This is a genomic window from Pleurocapsa sp. CCALA 161, from assembly GCF_003003995.1.
In the GTDB taxonomy this organism is placed as follows: domain Bacteria; phylum Cyanobacteriota; class Cyanobacteriia; order Cyanobacteriales; family Xenococcaceae; genus Waterburya.
In genome coordinates this window covers 13,624-31,984 of record NZ_PVWF01000059.1, presented here as the reverse complement: position 1 = coordinate 31,984, position 18,361 = coordinate 13,624, and the positions used below count along the sequence as shown (strand labels likewise).

Here is an 18,361-nt window from a genome sequence, read left to right as displayed (position 1 = left end):
AACAAGTAACAAGTAACAAGTAACAAGTAACAAGTAACAAGTAACAAGTAACAAGTAACAAGTAACAAGTAACAAGTTATTCTAATTTCATCACCAATTTTTTACGCAGAAATTAAACATTACCTTTGCCCAGCGAATTTAGTATAAATCCTTAACTTGAACTAGTTTTGAAAATTTATCATGATAACTTTGCCAGGCTATCAAGTTCTAGCCAAAATCTACGAAAGCTTTAACTCAGAAGTTTATCAGGGCATTCATTCAGCGGATAATCAGCCTGTAATCCTGAAAGTCTTAAAACAGAACTATCCCACTCCGCAAGAACTTGCTCGTTATCGACAAGAATATAAAACTCTTTGTAGTCTTAGGTTTGAAGGAGCAATTAAGACTTATGGCTTAGAACCTTATGGCAGAAGCTTAGTTATCATCCTGGAAGATTTTGGGGCGATATCTTTAAAAAAGTGGATTGAGGAAAAGTCTTTAACACTGCCAGAATTCTTAGAGATTGGAATTAAGATAGTTGAGAATTTAAGTAAGATTCATGCAGCTAAAGTTATTCATAAAGATATTAATCCAGCCAATATTGTTTTGAACCCCACCACAGGACAGCTCAAAATTATTGATTTTGGGATTGCTACGATGCTTCAGCAGGAAAATCCTCGCCTCAAAAGTCCTAACCTGCTTGAAGGTACTTTAGCCTATATTTCTCCTGAACAAACGGGACGAATGAATCGTAGTTTAGATTACCGCAGTGATCTTTATTCCCTAGGGGTCACTTTCTACGAACTACTGACCAAACAATTGCCCTTTGAGACAATGGATGCTTTAGAGTTGATTCACTCTCATCTAGCCAAGCAGCCATTGCCTCCCCATCATCTCAATCCCGATATTCCTAGAGTCATTTCTCACTTAATCCTTAAATTGATGGCAAAAACTGCCGAGGAAGGGTATCAAAGTGCGGATGGTGTTCAAGCAGATTTAGCAGAATGTTTAAGACAATTAGAAACGACAGGAACAATCAAAGATTTTGCGATCGCCACTGAAGATGTTGCCGACAGATTTTATATTTCTCAAAAACTCTATGGTAGAGAGTCAGAAATTGCCACCCTGCTAGCAGCATTTGCGAGAGTAACAGCACCACCATCAGTCTCATCCCTAACTGAACTAATGCTAGTTACAGGATATTCTGGCGTTGGTAAAACCACTTTAGTACAAGAAATTTATCAGCCAATTACTGAGAAACAAGGCTATTTTATCTCTGGTAAATTTGATGGGGGATATAAGTCTTTTTCTACTGCGATGACAGGGCCAGCCTCTCCTCAATTTCAGCGCAATACTCCTTATTCGGCGATCGTCGATGCCTTGACTGATTTAGTCAAACAGCTTTTAGGTGAAAGCACAATCAAACTCCATCGCTGGCGTAAAAAGCTACTAAAAGCTTTGGGTGTAAATGGTCAATTAATAATCAATGTTATTCCCGAACTAGAATTAATTATTGGTAAGCAGCTAGCGTTATCAGAATTGACGGCAATAGCAGCTCAAAATCGCTTTGATTTAGTCTTTACCAATTTTATTCGTGTCTTTTGCTCTTTTAAACATCCTTTAGTTATTTTTCTCGATGATTTACAGTGGGCAGACTCCGCCAGTCTAAATTTAATTGAGCGGATCATGCTCGATGCCGACTTTAGTTATCTGTTTTTGATCGGTTCTTATCGCCATAATGAGATCACCCCTATTCACCCTTTAACTATTACTCTCGATAAGCTACGCCGAGAAGGGGCAATAGTCAATCAAATTAATCTCAAACCATTGGCTCTCGATCACGTTGAGCAGTTAATTGCTGATACCCTCAATCGAGACAGAGAATATGTGCGATCGCTTGCCGAATTAGTCTGGCAAAAAACTAACGGCAATCCGTTTTTTATCAATGAATTTCTCAAAAGCATTTATGCAGATAATTTGCTGGTATTTAATGCTGCTCAATACTCTTGTGATCAAGCTAAAAGTCATCGAGGCTACTGGCAATGGGATCTCAAGCAGATTGAAAAAATTGGTAGTACTGATAATCTAGTCCAGTTTATGATCGGCAAAATGCAAAAATTACCTCAGTCTACCCAGGGGGTATTGAGTATTGCTGCCTGCGTTGGAGCAGAATTTGACTTAAACACCATTGCAATTGTTGTTGGTCAATCTGCTGAGTCACTGCGGGAAAATCTAACTTTAATGATTAATGCTGGTTTAATTATTCCTCTGTCAGAAATAGATGAGCAACTATTAATTCAAAATTATAAATTTGGACACGATCGCATTCAACAAGGTGCTTATGCTCTAATTGAACAATCACAAAAACTATCTGTTCATCTTAAAATCGGCTGTTTGCTTTGGGAAAATACTCCACCAGAGGAATTAGAGGAATTATCAGACCAGATTTTTCAAATTGTCGATCATCTCAATATTGGACAAGAACTGATTAGCGATCGCTTAAAACGCAATGAAATTGCCAGACTAAACTTGCTGGCAGGGCAAAAAGCTAAAGCAGCTAACGCTTATGAGGCAGCACTTCAATATTTCCAACTAGGTCAAGAATTTTTAACAGATGAAAGCTGGCAAACTGATTACCATCTGATCCTCAGTCTTTATTCTGAAGCAGCAGAAGTAGCCTATTTAAATGGCGATTTTGAGCAGATGGAACATTTCGCTCTAGTAGTCTTGCAACAGGCTCAGACTTTGCTAGATCGAGTCAAGGTTTATCAAGTAAAGCTCGAAGCTTACCAGGCACAAAATCAAGACTTAACCGCAATTCAAATGGCTCTATCTTTGCTAGAAAATTTAGAGTTTACCTTTTCTGCATCCCCTCAATTATTAGAAGTTCAACAGGAACTAGCCAAAACTCAAACAAATTTGGCTGGAAAGCAGATTGAGGATTTAATTGATTTGCCTCAAATGAGCGATCCAGAAAAATTAGCTGTGATGAAGATAGCTAGTTCGATCTTTTCTTCGATCTATATTGCTGCACCTCAATTATTACCCCTACTGGTATCTAAACAAGTGAATCTGTCGATCCGCTATGGAAATACTTCTTTATCTGCTTTTGCTTATGTCAACTATGGGCTAATTCTCTGTGGTGTAGTAGATGAGATCGAAACAGGCTATCAATTTGGACGGCTGGCTTTAAACCTTGCTGATCAATTACAAAAATCAGAACTTATCCCCAGAATAACTGCCGTATTTTCGACGGCGATCGGCATTTGGCAAGAACCAGTCAGAAACTCATTAGCACCCCTCCAATCTGCCTATCAAATCGGCTTAGAAATGGGCGATTTATACTACGGGACTACCTGTGCCTATCTTTACTCGTTTCATTCAGCTTTTGTGGGCAAAGAACTGGCGAACTTAGCAGTAGAAATAACAGCTTATACTCACGCTTTTAGTAAACTCAAACAGCAAAACACGCTTAATTACTTAAAAATTTACGGTCAGGCTGTCTTGAACTTGCTAGGTCGCTCCCAAAGTCCCTACCGTTTGCAAGGCGAACTGTATGATGAATCAATCATGATACCCCAGCACCAGTCGGCAAACGATCGCTATGCTCTGTGTGCTTTATACGTCAACCAACTTTATCTCTGTTGTCTGTTTGGCGAATACCATCAGGCGGTAGCCAACGCCAATCAAGCCCAAGAGTATTTAGATGGAGCAACAGCAACTTTACTTGTTCCTTTGTTTCATTTTTATGATGCTCTAGCTCATCTAGGTATCTATCATGCTGTGGCAATTTGCGAACAGCAGCAAATATTGATTAGAGTGACTGCCCGTAAAACCAAGATGCAGCAGTGGGCAGATCATGCCCCCATGAATTATTTACACAAGTTTTACCTGATCGAAGCAGAACAACATCGCATTCAAGGCTTTTATCTCGAAGCAATGAATTTTTATGATCTGGCGATCGCTGAAGCTAGAGAATATCACTACATTAATGAAGAAGCTTTCGCCAATGAACTGGCAGCAAAATTCTATCTAGACTGGGGTAAAGTTAAAATTGCCCAAGTTTATTTGAATGAATCTTACTATCTTTATTCTCTTTGGGGAGCAACAGCCAAGGTAGAAGATTTGCAAGCCAAATATCCACAGTTATTAACCGTCTCTTCACCTCCTACTTCGATCTCAGACCAGCTCAAAACCACCACTTCCAACACTCGTTCAGGAGAAGTCTTAGATTTAGCGACGATCATTAAAGCATCTCAGGCAATCTCCAGCGAGATAGTTTTGGATAAATTACTCGCTAGACTGATGAAAATTTTGATTGAGAGTGCGGGGGCGCAGATTGGCTGCCTGATTCTAGAAACCGAAGGACAACTGCTGATTGAGGTTTCTGGTTCAGTGGATGAAGAGCATACAACTGTTGTCAAGTCCCTCCCCATTCGTGACTCTCTCCCCACATCGATTATTAACTATGTTGCTCGTACCCACAAAACTGTACTCAAAAATAATGCAGCTAGAGAAAGTAATTTTAATCAAGATCCTTATCTTAAATCTCATCAGATTAAATCCCTCTTGTGTACGCCACTAATTGACCAAGGCAAACTCCGCGGTATTGTCTATTTAGAAAACAATCTGATCGCAGGAGCATTTACCCAAGAGAGATTAGAAATTCTGCGAGTTTTATCCAGCCAAGCAGCGATCGCCATTGCCAATGCCAAACTTTACACCGAACTACAGGAAAATCAAAATCAACTGGCGCAATTTTTGGAAGCCATGCCCGTCGGCGTATCGGTTCACGATTTGACTGGACAAATCTACTATGCCAACCAAATAGCTAAAAAATTGGGGCGTGAAAGTAATGCTCCTCACAACATCACAACTGAGCAAATATCAGAAGTTTATCGCGTGTATCAGGCGGGGACAGAACAACTATATCCAGTCAAAGAATTGCCGATTGCCCGCGCTATTGCTGGTGAAACGGTTAAAAAAGACGATCTAGAACTGCATATGCCCAATAAAATTATGCCTCTAGAAGTTTCTGCCACCCCAATTTTTGATGAAACTGGCAAGATCAAATATGCGATCGCTGCTTTTGCTGATATCAGCGAACGTAAATATCTCGAAGCAGAACGCATTCAATTTACTAAAAAACTTGAGCTAAAGAATATTGCCCTACAACAGGCAAAGGATCAATTAGCATTAGCTAACCGCACCCTCGAACAAAAAGTGCAGGAACGCACCCATGAACTATCCCAAACCTTAGAAATTCTCAAAGCCACCCAAGCAGAATTGCTGTTTGAAAACGAGCTACTGAAAAATGCCGAGCCAGATGGAACTTTTGACTATCAAGTGGGGGGAAGTTTGCCCATGGATGCGCCTACTTATGTCGTGCGTTCGGCAGATCGTAATCTTTACAAGGCTTTAAAGCAGGGTGAGTTTTGTTATGTTCTCAATCCTCGACAAATGGGCAAGTCCAGCTTAATGGTACACATGATGCACCACCTACAGCATGAAGGATTTAGCTGTGGGGCGATCGATCTGACCCGAATCGGGAGCGAAAATATTACCCCCGAACAATGGTATAAAGGTTTAACTGTGGAACTTTGGCGTAGTTTTGGTTTACTCAGAAAGATTAAGCTCAAAACTTGGTGGCAAGAACGAGCCGATCTTTCTCCCGTGCAGCGGTTAAGTCAATTTATCGAAGAAGTTTTACTGGTTGAAGTAGGGCAAGATTGCACTGTGTCACCAAAAATACTAATTTTGATCGATGAAATTGATAGTGTTTTAGGCTTAAAGTTTCCTGTCAATGACTTTTTTGCTTTTATTCGCTCTTGTTATAATCAGCGCAGTATTAATCTAGAATATCAACGTTTAACCTTTGCTTTTTTTGGTGTTGCTACCCCCTCAGATTTAATGACAGATATTCAGACAACTCCTTTTAATATTGGTCAAGCAATCCAGCTAGAGGGCTTTAAAGAGCATGAAGCACAACCATTACTGCAAGGATTAAGTGAAATAAGTAATCCCCAAACTGTTTTAAAAGAAGTATTAGCCTGGACGAGCGGTCAACCTTTTTTGACTCAAAAGTTGTGTAAACTGATCCGCAGCAACTTATGGACGATTCCTGCCAACACAGAAGCGCAATGGATTGAAAACTTGGTACGCACCAAGATTATCGAAAATTGGGAAGCTCAAGATGAGCCTGAGCATTTGAGAACAATTCGCGATCGCCTCCTCAAGAGTAAACAATCCGCCCAGCTACTAGAGCTTTATCGCCAAATTTTGCAGCAACCAGAGGTAATCGCAGTTAATAATAGTTCAGTAGAGCGAGAATTACTGTTATCAGGGCTAGTAGTTAAGCAAGAGGGCATTTTAAAAGTTCAAAATCGTATCTATAGAGAGATCTTTATTTAATCATTTAATTAAATAACTCAAAAATACCGCCGATATAATTCGCAACCTGCTACTGCTTTATCGCCTAACTGCTTAATAACTCCCATACTGCTTAACTTATAGGCAATAATTGGATCTAAGACAACAGGCTCAGTTGCCTTAAAAACCAGATTGATAGCTTGGGCTAATTCAGGTTGTTTTTCTAAGGTTGCCCAGTGGCGCTGTAGGTGATGGGAGTAAATCCCCATAGCTGTGGGAGCAGTTTCTAACAGTTGTGAAATAGTTATTTCCTGCCGACTAAGATGATAGAGAGCTAAACTAACTAGTGCAGGATGTCCGCCGACCATAGACATTAGCTGTCTGGCTTGAACACCATCTTGCCATTTAAGTCCATAGCGTTGAGCTAATTGCTGCACTTCGGCTAAATTAAAATCTTCTAACTGTATTGGTAAACCCACATTAAACGGTGACTGATTGAGTTGAAGTGGGACATAAATTTCGGTTGAGTGAATTACAATTAGACGCAGCTTTTGCCAAATGGGCATTTTTTTTGCTTCTTCATACCAAGAACGCAATAAAGGCAAAAAATCTTTAGCTACTTGGGCATGTTCAAAAACCTGATTCACTTCATCTAACGCCAACACAAAAGGAGTATCGATTGACTCTAAGATATAGTCTTGTAAATAAAGAGTAGAGCTAATTTTACTGCCCATATCTTCATCCCAATATTCGTCTAGCATTGGTTTACGACCAAGTTGGCGACTGATATTGGCACACAGCCAACGCAAAAATTGATTTAAATCGCTGAGGATTGATTGGTCGGCTTGCTCCAGATTCAGGCCAACGGTATGGTACTGATGCTGATTAGCGTAGTCTAGAATTCTCAGCATCAATGAAGTTTTGCCCATTTCTTTAGGTGCTTTAATCCTAATTAAGGCTCCTGGCTTTCTAATTTCTCGCTCGACCTGCTCTTCAACCAAAGGGCGTTGGAGATAAAATGGAGAGTCCAAAGGTACTGAGCCACTGGGGTAGCAAGGTAAAGCATCTTGGTCGATCTCAAGGGATAAGGTTGGTGTTGCTAAAGCCGTTTGTTGACTAGTGAAATAAGATTCTAGCAGGGAGCGGCAGTTCTTTTTGGTCATACGCTGACCAATCAACTGAGAAAGTCGCTGATATAACTCTGGAGCAACAACAGTCGTAAAATAACCAGGGCTATAATCTGCCTCTAGAGCAATTTGATTGTAGGTTTTGAACTGCCAATTCCCGCGCAGAATTAAAACTTCTGTGGGATGAAGAGGACGATCTTGATGCTCAATTAGTTGGAGATCGATTGTTTTAAGTAGATGGTCGAAGTTCATGGCGATTAGAAGTCGATTTTGCCGCTTCAATCAATGCTTTGAAAAATAGAGTCAATTAGAGATTTGAGAACTTATAGCAAATTTGAGTAAATTGATTCCAGGTTTCCAGGTATAGCTGCAAATTATTACTCTTCTTCAGATCAAAATCATCTTATCAGGTTATCGGGATTTGATTATACCAAAATAAGCGATCGCTTTACTTAAAGCGATCGCTTATTTAAACAAATTACAATTCTCAAAACTAGTTATATTTGAACTAAATTTCCACCCAGATCGCGAAACTCAAAAGTTCCCACATTTTCTCGATAGGTACGCTTGATGTCCCGCAACATACTAATTGCCATCTTCTCTCCCAATAGATTTCCCCCTGTCTCAATCCCGTTACCTTGACGGTCAAATGCAGCATTAAGACCAGAAGCAGTCCCATCAGTTCGCCAATGCACTCCCGCCCCATCGCGGAATAAAGTGACGTTAGCAATTAGCTTGTTAAGCTCGCCATGCACAGTTAGAGTAGGGCCTTGATAATCTCCTAGCTGCTGACCCTGATCGATTGGCACTTTCGGATTGAAAAACTCACCATCGGCAAAAAATGCTTTAGCAATGGTTGCTGCTGCGGCAACAAATGTAGCATGTCCACCAGGATATGCAGGATGAGTTGGCGAACCTTCAGGAAAAGCCATTGGCAATAGCCACGTCCCATTTTGATCACCACGACTCTGAGCTTTGTTTTGCTGTTGATTATGTTCAAGAATGCGATCGAGTACGCTAGTCTTGCGCCAAACGTCTGCACCTGAGCCAAAAAGCCCGTCAAATTTGTCATTATTGAGGGGATTATCAGGTTGACCAAGTTCTCCACGTCGGCAAAGCTCAAGACGCTGGGCATATACTTCTGGTCGCAAACGCCGATGAACGACCCATTTCTGAAACCAAGCATGTTTAAGAGCATAAACTCCAGCCAGACTACTTTGAACCGTAATATCTGAACCCCCCAGACTGCCAAACGCCTCGGAACTGGTAATATCTTCACTGGCATATGGACTCGCCTCTGATATGTTTGCCTTCAATCCCAGCAGAATAATTGTCGCCCAAAGACCCGATTGATGTGGAAAATCAAGATGTACCCACTGTCCCCCATCACGCAACGTCGTAATATAGCGCGTACCGTCAATAATGTCTGAACCTGTCGGATTGATCTGACCATTGTTGACTTGATTCCAAGTTTCAAAATCCGTTAAGTAATCAAGACCCTCTCTTGGGTAACGCTGTAACTGTTGAATTGGCTGATTACCAAACTGGAAATCTCGCAGCAGAAACTGAGAAACGTGAGGCCCTATATCGCAACCCTCATAAGGGCCTCGAAAGATCGTCTCTGGTGAACATTCAAAACCAAACTCTCGCTCGAACCCCAGGTTATTTAAATCCTCGCAAGCATCAGCAATTAGCCGACTATTAGCATATTGGTCAAATCGCAGATCTCGCGACAGTGCCATCCAATAACGCTCAACCATATCGATTGCTGTGTTGCGACTGGCAAACTCAGGCGCTACTGCTATTCGTGCGCCATGAGAGTCGTTACCGATTAACTGAAATGAGTATGCATTGAGTGGATTAGTTAGCAAGCGTTTGCCACCGCCGAGTTGAACTTCTTCAAAAGCTGACTGACTACCTTGTTGAATTGCCATCAGCAGCGACTCATAGGATGATTGTTCCACTAGCCCAATTGAATTATGAGCCAGAGCCTTGGTAAAAGAAGCAAACCCTGGCAAGCCAAGCTGTTCATACCGTTTTTCATCTCCATTGATTAATGGTGAGGAAGTTATCAAAGCATCAAAGGCATCATTAAGTGTCTGTTTGCGTTTTAAGGAAGTCTCTTGTCGCCGACATTCAAATTCTTCGGGCAAATTATGTTGGTAGTCAAACATAAAAATTTTTCTCGATAAATATATAAATAAATAAAATCGCCATGAGAAACTGCTTTTCTCAGTTAGAAATCTATTTGAGTTTTATTTTATGGTGGTTTTTATTCTGACGATCTCATAAAACTCATCCATAAACTCATATTAAAAATCATGCCAAAATTTCTAGCTATTACGCCTACGCCTTCAATTTGCTTATTGTCCTAAAAAATTCCCCAATCCATTAGGCTGATGGGAAGATTGGGAGATAGTTTAACTACTTTTTGTCTAATTTAAATAATATGTAGTTTATAGTTTAAATGATTAACAGCTTACCAAACAATTTGATAATATTCTCGTATCACGGACACAGATTTTTTAATAATTATTTAGATGAGTTGTTACCTGAGTTTTATGAAATTAGAAGAGTGATAAAAAATTATTATTCAACTTGAACAGTAAATAAAAGTAAAAAATTAATGATGGCTTCAACTACAACTCAGTCAACAAAATCTAGACCTACTTATTTACCTGTTAGAAAGATTACAGCAGGGGCATTTACAGGATCTTTGGTTACCTTAACGGTTTTAATTTTAAATACTTACAATCCTGTTTTTAAACAGCCAGATAGTCAAATATCTGGTGAAATTTCTAGTGCAGCAACTACTATTCTGACGTTTATTGTGTCTTATTTAGTCCCTCCTAGTCGAGAAGAAATAGTTGTCAGCGAAGACGGTAGCGCTAAATCAGGACAAAGGTAGTTGACGATTAAATAGACTACCCTTTTCGCTATCAGCCAAGCCAAGATCATGGCATTTAGAGGGAAGGTTCTGGGAATAGTTCTTTTTTGCGATCGCTGAAGTAGTAAGTAACAGATAGCAAGTCCTAAAGGATTCCTCAAGGGATGCACTTGGATATATTCGTGATAGACACCTTCAGACGATTTGATTTAAATTCCTCGTAAAGCATTGATTGGATCGAGTTGGGCAGCTTGTTTAGCAGGAATCACCCCAAAAATTAGACCAATAGTTCCTGATACTCCCGTAGCCAATATAATTGCTCCTATGGGTACTGAAGCTGACACAGGGCTAAAAACACCAACGAGTAGGATGCCACTCATCCCAATCCCTGTACCGATCGCGCCACCGACAACTGAAACGATAATTGATTCAACCAGAAACTGAGTTAAAATTGCCTTTTGAGTTGCGCCGATCGCTTTACGCAAGCCAATTTCTCTAGTCCGTTCTTTGACGGAAACCAACATAATATTCATAATGCCAATTCCGCCAACGAGTAGAGAAATACCAGCGATCGCAGTTAAAACCAAACTCAGTGAGTTGGTAATTTTTGCCGTTAAATCTTGAAACGACTTGTTGGCATAGATACTAAAATCTTTTTTGCCATGTCGGCGGGTCAAAATATTAGTAACCTGAAAGGCAGCAGCGCGGATACTTTCTTGATCTTGGGCGGAAAGTTCTAAATAATCGATGGGAACACCGTTAGGGCTTCTTTTTCCTACTAGTTGTTCTGCCATAGTAGTTATGGGAATATAAACAGTTTCATCGGGATTGATCCCTAATGATGATCCTTTGGTTTCCATTAGTCCTACTACTTGAAAACTTAAGCCATTGATTTGTAACGTCTTACCAATAGGGTTTTGGTGATTAAATAGTTTATTGGCGATCGCTCCTCCTAAAATTGCCACCTGGCTATTTTGTCGTTCGTCTATTTGAGTAAAAAAACTACCTTGTTTAAGCTGAAGATTGCGAACATAGAGTATACCTGGAGTCGTCCCCATCACGTCTGAACTTAGAGATTTTCCTTGATAAGTTAAACGCGAGTTACTGCTAATTTGAGGCGCAATTTCGCGTACTGCTGGTACTTGCTCAACAATGGCGGTAACGTCGGTTAAAACTATTTCTGCTGCTTCGTTAGTTAAGCCTATGCTGTTTGCTTCAGTAGCATAAACCGTCAGTTGATTAGGGCCAAACGCTTCTAGTTGTTGTTGGGTAAACTGTTTTGCTCCTTGTCCAATGGCAACTACAGCAATTACTGAGGCGTTACCAATTACTACACCTAACATGGTTAAGACAGTACGAAATTTATTAGCAGTTAAGGTTTTAACCGCCATTTCTATGGTTTCAAAAAATTTCATAAGTTTAATAATTACAACCTGTAGGGGAGAACTGCTGTTCGCCCCTACCCAAAAATTTATTCAAAATTGACTGTATCCACACCTTCGATGGTGACGTTGGGTGGTGGAGAAGTAAAGATATGATCGCCCTTGGTTAAACCCGCTAAAATCTCAACGCGATCGCCACTAGCCGCACCTAATTTTATTGGTTGAAACTGGGCTTTATTTTCAGCATCAGCAAGATAAACCCCTGTCTTACCATCAGCTTGAGTAACCACCGTTGCTAAAGGAATTGTGATTGCATCTATAATTGGCTCGCCAACAAAAGTAAGTCTGGTATTCATGCCCGACTGAAGTTTTTCTAATCCAGTTATCAGCGCAACTTTAACTCGAAAAGACGTGACGTTGTTATCTTTAACTGCTCTGGGAGCGATCAGACTTACCTTGCCCTTAAAGGTTTCATTACTATAAGCATCTACCTGGATATTGACAGTTTGACCAAGCTTAATTTGAGCGATATTAGCTTCAGGTATTTTAGCTTCAATTTCCAACCCGCTAGCCAGTTCGGCAATTGAAGTAGAAGTTGCCCCTTCGGTATCGGAAGCTGCCGTAGTTGAATCTACATAGTCTCCTTTTTCAGCATAACGACGAGTGATAATCCCTGCAAAGGGTGCGCGCACTGTGGTTTTATGATACTGAATTTGGACTGATGCTAGTTCAGCTTTAGCTTCGGCTAGTTCGGCTTGGGCTTGAGCGATCTCTTCGATCCGAGAGCCTTGTTTCGTTTCGGCTAAGTTTTGTTGTTGTTCAGCAAGTTGAGCTAATTGTGCCTCCAAGTTTGCCTGTGCTTCTGCTTCCTGGCTGGTAAATTCTTCAAACTTATTAATAGAAATTGCGCCTTGATCGACTAATAATTGATTGCGTTGTTTCTCTGATTGGGTACGCCTTAACTTTTCTTGCGCGACAGCTACATTAGCTTGAGCAGTTTTCACTCTAGCTTCAGCAGCAGCGATCGCTTCGGGGCGATTTCCCGCCTTGACTTGGGCTAAATTTGCTTCGGCTTTTTGTAGTGCAGCTTGGTATTGATTAACCTGTGCTTGTATGCGATCGCTATCCATCTGCGCAATCACTTGTCCTTGACTAACGCGATCGCCTTCTTTGATCTCCAGCTTAGCGATTCTGCCTGGTTCATCGGGGCTGAGATTATTAGTGCGCAATGCTTGTACCGTTCCATTAGCTTGAATTTGTACGGTTAGGTTTTGAGATTTAACTGGTATAGTCTGACTAGCAATTAATTCTGAGGATAGATTATCTTTGTTGTTTAGATAATTAATAGTTGCGATCGCACTTATGCCAATTAAAACTAAGCCTCCAAACCAGGGAATCAGCAAATTAATTTTGTTTAAAGATAATAATTTCATTTTCGCTTTTTCTTATCAAAAAAATAGCTGATAATTTAATTAATAAATATTTCCTTTGTTACCTTTGAAAGTATGAATTTAAAGATTATTTCTGCTCCATGTTCAATTAACTTAAAGAAAATTAGACTGCTCGTTACACTAATTATATTTGGCTCATAAATACCATAATATTCAACTTCGTCCCAATTATTAATAACTAATAAATAACTCTGTTGCCAAAATATTGTAAACAGACACATTTTCTTACACAGGATTTTTATATACTTAAATTTTATAAGCTTGCTAATATTCTCCACATGAGTCTTAATACCCTAACTGATTAGGACTTTAGTCCGACAAATACTTCGTATAGATTAGGACTTAAGATTCATTTTAAAGTGTAAGAGCATTTGGCTATAATCGGGCTTATTGTAAGACTAAGATAGGCAGAGGTGAATTGTGATCAGTTTGGCTGATACTTTTCAAAATAATCTTCAAATGACCTATAGTCAGCCAATGATATTAAATCAATAACTTCAAATTACTTTAGCTAATAATTTTCAACTATCTGCCCATAATCCAATTTAATCAGTCTATCAGCTAAATCAAAATAGCGATCGTCGTGAGTAATTACTATTACTGTTTTACCTCTTTGTTTTAATTCTGGTAAAAGTTGCTGATAAAATATTTCTCGAAAGTAAGGATCTTGTTCTGCTGCCCATTCATCAAATAAATAAATTGGGCGATCTTCTAAATAAGCTGTTAATAAGGCTAATCTTTTTCTCTGTCCTTGGGATAATTCAAGAGTGGAAAACTTATTATTATTAATAGTTACTTTTTTGTCTAACTGAAGTTTTTGTAAATAATTTTTGGTTTTAAGATCGAGATCATCTTGAGCTATTCCCAGCCGATTTTCAAACAAATAAAAATCAGCAAAAACAGCAGCAAATAACTGACGATAACTTTCTCGATTTGCTTCGGTGATTAACTTACCATTAACTAAAATTTCTCCTGCTTCGGGAATATACAAGCCAGCAATTAATTTCCCTAAAGTTGATTTACCGCTACCATTACCACCAATAATAAATACTATTTCTTGGGGATACAAAGTTAAATCTATTGCTCCAATAGTAAAATTATTTTCTTCTTTTTCTCTATAGTAAGTATGAGTAATATTTTTAAGTTCTAAACTATGAGTAAAAGCTAAATTATAATTACTCGTTATCGCTAAATTTTCTGCTTTATCTACTAACGATAAACCTAAAGTATCAATTTTCTTTAAAGCAACACTAGCTTGACTAATACTAGGTAAGATTTCAAAAATACTTTCTAGAGGACGCATCAAATAAGTTAAAGTTACGATATAACCTGAAAGAATGTTAGTTTCAATCTGTTGAAATTGTGGTAAAGCAAAAATTAGTAACCCATAAAGCAGAAAAAATAGTAATTGCGCATTGCCATCGGCGATCGCGATAATTGTCATACTATTTATATTAGCTTGTTGAGATTCAGCAGCATTGACTTCTAGTTCACTTGCCAAAAAAGCATCTCGACGATAACGATTTAATTTTAGCTCTTTAGTACCTTCGGTAATGGCAGTAAAGTTTTTAAAAAGTTTATCTTCAATTTGTCTAGCTTGTTCAAAAAGTCGATAAGCTTTACTGAGTAGTAATTGAACAATTAAAAGACCAATGATTAAAATTGTAATTGTAATCAGAAATACCGACCAAGAAAGCCAAGCTAAATAGATCAAACAGCCAATAACTAAAGCTAAATTAATACATAAAAATGGTAGAACTAAAACTGCATTAGAAATAGAATTAATATCTTTGGTAAGAGTCGCAAGTAATTTGCTAGCTCCTAATTGCTCTAAATTTCGTAATGGAGAAGCTAAAATTTTCTGACTTAAGCTCAATCTTAATTTATAGACCGCAGATTGAGATAATCTTACTAAGAGATAATAAGCTAAAATATTAGTTATAACTGTGACCAATACTAAGCTAATAAAGCTAATTAATAAGTAATTACTTAGCAAATTATTACTATTGATACCGTTATTAATCTGTGCTAACAATAAAGTGCTACACCCACCACTAGCAGCACCCATAAAAATAGCTAAGATTAACGTGAGCCAGGAATTACTAACGAGCAAGCGAATAATATTCATGATTGTTAAACTAAACTATTAATTTATTTTCCAGCACAACTCTTGTCTTTTTCTTTTTACTTTGATCGCAAATTTTTGACCAAGTTAAATTTTAGGATTTGACATCAGGAAAACACATGAAGCGGAAGTCCTAAAGTGGTTATGACTTAGGTCAGAAAATAAATTAGGACTTTAGCACTATTGCTAAACTATGAAATTGAGACTTAAGACTCTAGCAAAGTAAAACAGCGATCGCATACGCTAAAATCTAAAAAGCAATTGCAACTATATAATCTTCATGAATCGCCTCAAGCAACTAAAAACCTATCCTTTCGGTTTATTTCTCTGGTTAGAATGGATTTTATTAAGCTTAGCAATTTTAGGAGAATTACCCGATAGTTTTCTTTGGGGGCAAAACTACCAAGCTTCTGTATCAGTTTTCTTATCATCAATACTTTCTTTTTTTTGTTTGTTAAGCTTAGGCTTAATAGGCTTAAAATTACCTACTCAGAAAACATCAAATAAATGGCTATATGTAATCCTTCAATTAGGATTAATTTTGCTACCAACTACTATTAATCAACAAATATTGCCTCTTTTGACTCCTTATTTGATTGTGACAATGCGTAACTGTCTAATTTTTAAATCAAAGGAACGCCAGTTGGCTAATATTTTGGTATTTATTTGTGTCATTCCCTCATTGACATACATTACCAGCTTTACAGAGTTTCAAGACATATTATCTCAATATCAAGCTGTTAGTTTTGCAGAATTTCAAATACGCAGTAACATCAGTAATATTAGTTATTTGTTTGTAAATGGGCTATCAATAACTTTTATCTGCATATTAGTTAATGCTTTACTAAAAGAATATCAAAGTCAACAACAATTAGCCCAAGCGCGTGAACAACTACGTCAATATGCAATACAAGCTGAAGATCGCGCTGCTGTCAACGAACGTAACCGTATTGCCCGTGAAATCCATGATTCTATAGGTCATGCTTTAACCGCTCAAACCATACAATTAAATAATGCGATCGCCTTTTGGCAATCTCAACCAGATAAAGCTTATCAATTTTTAGTTGAATCTCAAGAATTAGTCAGAAAAGCTCTCAAAGACATTCGTCACTCTGTTTCTACTCTGCGCAGCGATCCTTTAGAAGGAAAAAGTTTAGAAGCTGCGATCGCTTTATTATTTCAAGAATTTTCGAGTAGAACTAAAATTATTCCCGATCGTACTATTGCCCTCAATCATTCTCTAACCGAAGAAATTAAATTAACTGTCTATCGAATTATTCAAGAAGCTTTAACTAATATTGTTAAACATAGTGAGGCACAAGCAGTTAAGGTAGAGTTACAAACTTTTCCTGACCATCTATATTTATTAATTAAAGATAATGGTAAAGGTTTTAATCCTAATCAAAATACTACTGGTTTCGGACTCCAAGGAATGAGAGAAAGAGTGCTGGCTTTAGAAGGAAAAATAGAAATAAATAGCAATTTTAACTGTGGCTGTAATATCACCATTCATATTCCCTTTAATAGATTTACTGATAAAATATTGATTAACCAAAAATAAAAGTATGTTTAATCAATGTCATTTTCATTCTTTTTAATTCAACCTTTACTTCAATCTGGCTACCATCATCTATAAAATTTAATAATCCCCATTGTTCTTTACCTTTAATAGCACCATTTTCACTCTCTTCTATTGCTGAATTAATCGTATATTTTTTTCCATTATAAGGGCCTCCTTTGAGGGATGGTTTACTATCTAAAGCAGCAGCATGAATTATAGGAAAAGAACCACCACCATTGGTTGCATAGTTATTAATTGAACCTTCTTTTCCATCATCAATTGCTAACATATGAGCATCTCCTGAAATCATTAGTAATTTATTAATATTATTCTTTTTAATAAAATTGGCGATTTTTTCCCTTTCTTGATGAAATTTATTCCATGACTTAGTTTGAGCATCATCTTGTTTTACTATCCAAGGAATACTATTAACCCATATTATTAATCCTTCTGTATTATTTTGTTGATTTTGTTTTCCTTTTTTTAATTGCTCGAAAAACCACTCTTTTTGATTATTTCCTAAAAGAGTTTTATTTATATTGTCTTTGATTTCGCTAGAATCCTGATAGAAACGACTGTCAGTCATAATAAATCTTACTCTGCCGATCACAAAAGACTGATAGATCGCACCTTGAGCTTTTACTTCGTCTAATGTCTCTGGTAAGGGATAGTGAGGGAATTGTTCTCTATAAGCTTGACTGGCAATATATTTGAACTCATAAGAACTATCAGAATCGTTAGTTCCGTAGTCATGATCGTCCCAAATGTATGCAAGAGGAATATTTTGATAAAGATTTTTTTGTCTATTTTGTGTCATTACTAAATCAAAATTTTTTCTATAGTCATCAAGATTTTTTTCTTTTAACCCCAAGAAATTTATATCATTTCTGTAATGCAAATCTCCCATATGAATAAACATTGCTAAATTAGAATCTTGCTCATTCTCATCTTTATATTTATATTGGCGGATAACATCAAAAACTTGACTATTACTTACTCCTGAACTTATAAATTGCTCAATAGTACCTCCTGCACAGGAAGAACAACCAATAGTAAAACTGTATTGTTTATTAACTTTTACTGTTTTAAATTTCAGTGTTTCTTGGCTGGGATATCTTCGACCATCTGCGATAATTACATAGTGATATAAAGTATTTTCTTCTAATTCAACCAAATTAAATGTAGCTATTTGATTAGTTAATGAAGTTGCTTTGACTTTAATTACTTTTTTATTATTAGGACTTAAATTAAGATTTTTACTATAATAAATTTGAATATAATTCTTTTCTTCTTGAACTTGATTATTAAGTTTGGCTTTGATAGTAATTGTGTTATTCGTTACTGCACCAATCCAACACCAATCACATTTAGTATTGTTTAGTTCACCTGCAACATACTTTTTTCTGGACGTAAGCATGGAAAAAAGTATTGCCAAAAATACTCTGCGATTAAATTGTTGATAAATCCAGGTTTTTTGCAT

At 37.7% G+C, this 18,361-nt stretch carries 9 protein-coding genes; 3 read left to right on the top strand and 6 right to left on the bottom strand.

Going from position 1 to position 18,361, the window contains the following annotated elements:
• Positions 1-180 precede the first annotated feature (180 nt).
• On the top strand, positions 181-6,390 hold the full coding sequence (locus C7B62_RS14760; RefSeq protein WP_106237847.1) for an AAA family ATPase: 6,210 nt from the start codon (positions 181-183) through the stop codon (positions 6,388-6,390).
• Between the two features lie 17 nt (positions 6,391-6,407).
• On the opposite strand, the gene C7B62_RS14755 is transcribed toward C7B62_RS14760, so the two are convergent.
• Positions 6,408-7,727: an AAA-like domain-containing protein gene (locus C7B62_RS14755; protein WP_106237843.1), complete on the bottom strand. Its 1,320-nt coding sequence runs from the start codon at positions 7,725-7,727 to the stop codon at positions 6,408-6,410.
• A 245-nt stretch (positions 7,728-7,972) separates the two neighbouring features.
• Positions 7,973-9,649: a hypothetical protein gene (locus C7B62_RS14750; RefSeq protein ID WP_199194208.1), complete on the bottom strand. Its 1,677-nt coding sequence runs from the start codon at positions 9,647-9,649 to the stop codon at positions 7,973-7,975.
• 452 nt (positions 9,650-10,101) lie between these two features.
• Here C7B62_RS14750 and C7B62_RS14745 point away from each other — a divergent pair, with 452 nt between their 5' ends.
• A complete protein-coding gene (locus C7B62_RS14745) occupies positions 10,102-10,383 on the top strand; it encodes a hypothetical protein (RefSeq protein WP_106237839.1) in 282 nt (93 codons plus the stop codon).
• Between the two features lie 188 nt (positions 10,384-10,571).
• Here the strand turns inward: C7B62_RS14745 and C7B62_RS14740 are convergent, their stop codons facing one another.
• The 3 genes from C7B62_RS14740 to C7B62_RS14725 form a co-directional block, all read right to left on the bottom strand.
• Positions 10,572-11,777: an ABC transporter permease gene (locus C7B62_RS14740; protein ID WP_106237837.1), complete on the bottom strand. Its 1,206-nt coding sequence runs from the start codon at positions 11,775-11,777 to the stop codon at positions 10,572-10,574.
• Positions 11,778-11,833: 56 nt separating this feature from the next.
• Entirely contained in the window at positions 11,834-13,177 is a 1,344-nt protein-coding gene (locus tag C7B62_RS14735) for an efflux RND transporter periplasmic adaptor subunit (protein ID WP_106237833.1), read from the bottom strand.
• Between the two features lie 529 nt (positions 13,178-13,706).
• Entirely contained in the window at positions 13,707-15,323 is a 1,617-nt protein-coding gene (locus C7B62_RS14725) for a cyclic peptide export ABC transporter (protein WP_106237826.1), read from the bottom strand.
• Between the two features lie 277 nt (positions 15,324-15,600).
• On the opposite strand from C7B62_RS14725, the gene C7B62_RS14720 reads away from it, so the two are divergent.
• Positions 15,601-16,881 carry a sensor histidine kinase gene (locus C7B62_RS14720; RefSeq protein ID WP_106237822.1) on the top strand — a complete coding sequence of 427 codons (1,281 nt, stop codon included), beginning with the start codon at positions 15,601-15,603 and terminating at the stop codon, positions 16,879-16,881.
• Here the strand turns inward: C7B62_RS14720 and C7B62_RS14715 are convergent.
• Complete coding sequence (locus C7B62_RS14715) at positions 16,868-18,361, bottom strand: alkaline phosphatase D family protein (RefSeq protein WP_106237818.1); 1,494 nt, start codon at positions 18,359-18,361, stop codon at positions 16,868-16,870. The two genes, C7B62_RS14720 and C7B62_RS14715, sit on opposite strands and share 14 nt — an antisense overlap.